At 52.9% G+C, this 1,116-nt stretch carries 2 protein-coding genes; both read left to right on the top strand.

Annotated elements, in window-relative coordinates:
- The first annotated feature begins 184 nt into the window (after window positions 1-184).
- Window positions 185-469, top strand: coding sequence for an HdeA/HdeB family chaperone (locus YY7_RS64275; protein WP_245287715.1), 285 nt, complete (start codon window positions 185-187; stop codon window positions 467-469).
- Between the two features lie 25 nt (window positions 470-494).
- Window positions 495-788, top strand: a complete 294-nt coding sequence (locus tag YY7_RS64270) for an HdeA/HdeB family chaperone (RefSeq protein WP_028169437.1) — start codon at window positions 495-497, stop codon at window positions 786-788.
- The last annotated feature ends 328 nt before the right edge of the window (window positions 789-1,116 follow it).

Raw genomic sequence — 1,116 nt, 5'->3', positions numbered from 1 at the left:
GCCACCCTGTTTGCCGCAGCGGCCTACCGCGCGAGCGGTTTAGTCCTTTGGCCCCAAGCGGACTTCTGTTGATCTAGATCAACATGAGCGGGCGCGAGACTCCATTTCTTGCGTCCTTGTGGCGGCAGTCTTCTCCATAATCCCGGGTAGATCAGCATCAAGGACGACCCCGATGAGATGTAGATTGATCAGTCTGACGTTTGCTGTCTCGATAATTCCAATCGCTGCGAATGCGCAGGTAACCATTGATATGGGCAAGATCATATGTAGCCAATATCTTGCTATGCCGCAGTCACAGTCAGATAACTTTTCTGCCTGGATGAGTGGCTGGTTCAGTTATCAGAACAGCAGGACCTTTGTGGATCTTGCTATGCATCAACAAAATATCGCCAACGTGAAGGCATGGTGCCAATACCATCCGGCGGAAAGCGTTATGTATGGCTTGCAACAATCAGTAGGCAAAAATTGACGGCTTGGGACTTTGGAGGATCGCTATGAGATGCAGGACTCTTGTCGTTTCTTTGATTTTGATAGGCGCGGCGTCAGCGCCAGCTGCGGCTCAGATCAAGCTGGACATGAACAAGATCACTTGCGGGAATTGGTTAGGTTACGGTTCAGCAGACCAGGATTTTGTAAGGTATTTCATGAGTGGCTACTATAACGCTGCCGCAAATAACAATGTTTTGGACTACGACCGCCTGCAAAAGAACTCGAAAAAAGTTGTCGCCTATTGCAAGAAGCACAAATCCGACACGCTGCCAACCGCCATTCAAAAAAGCGCCAACTAGATTGTAGGCCCCGACGGCGTCGCCGCCGGAGCCTTGGCCGGCGACATTGCCAAGCCTCGACCGAGAGTTGAACGGGCCACCGGAACTGCGCAACCGCCTCCTTATCGTTGCGCGCACAATCGTGCGTCGCTTCAGTACGTCTCCTTTTGGCCCCGAGCCGAAGTATGCACGGGCAATCGGGATGTCGGCTTTTGGGGGTAGTCCTGACCAAGGGACTTGGCGAGCCGCGACCGCCGCCCCTGACCCTCAACAGACATGCGGTCTGATCGGCTAGGTTCAGGAAGGTTTCGAAGTTATCAGTCTGTTCATGGAATCGGACAATGTGTGC

Origin of the sequence: Bradyrhizobium elkanii WSM2783, assembly GCF_000472865.1 — a bacterium.
Taxonomy (GTDB): Bacteria; Pseudomonadota; Alphaproteobacteria; order Rhizobiales; family Xanthobacteraceae; genus Bradyrhizobium; species Bradyrhizobium elkanii_A.
Note: the sequence above shows the minus strand (reverse complement) of the source record. Positions and strands in the feature narration are given on the sequence as shown.

What these genes read in the sequence shown, in the direction of transcription:
- YY7_RS64270 (WP_028169437.1), top strand. Translation starts at nt 495, where the DNA reads ATGAGATGCAGGACTCTTGTCGTTTCTTTGATTTTGATAGGCGCGGCG.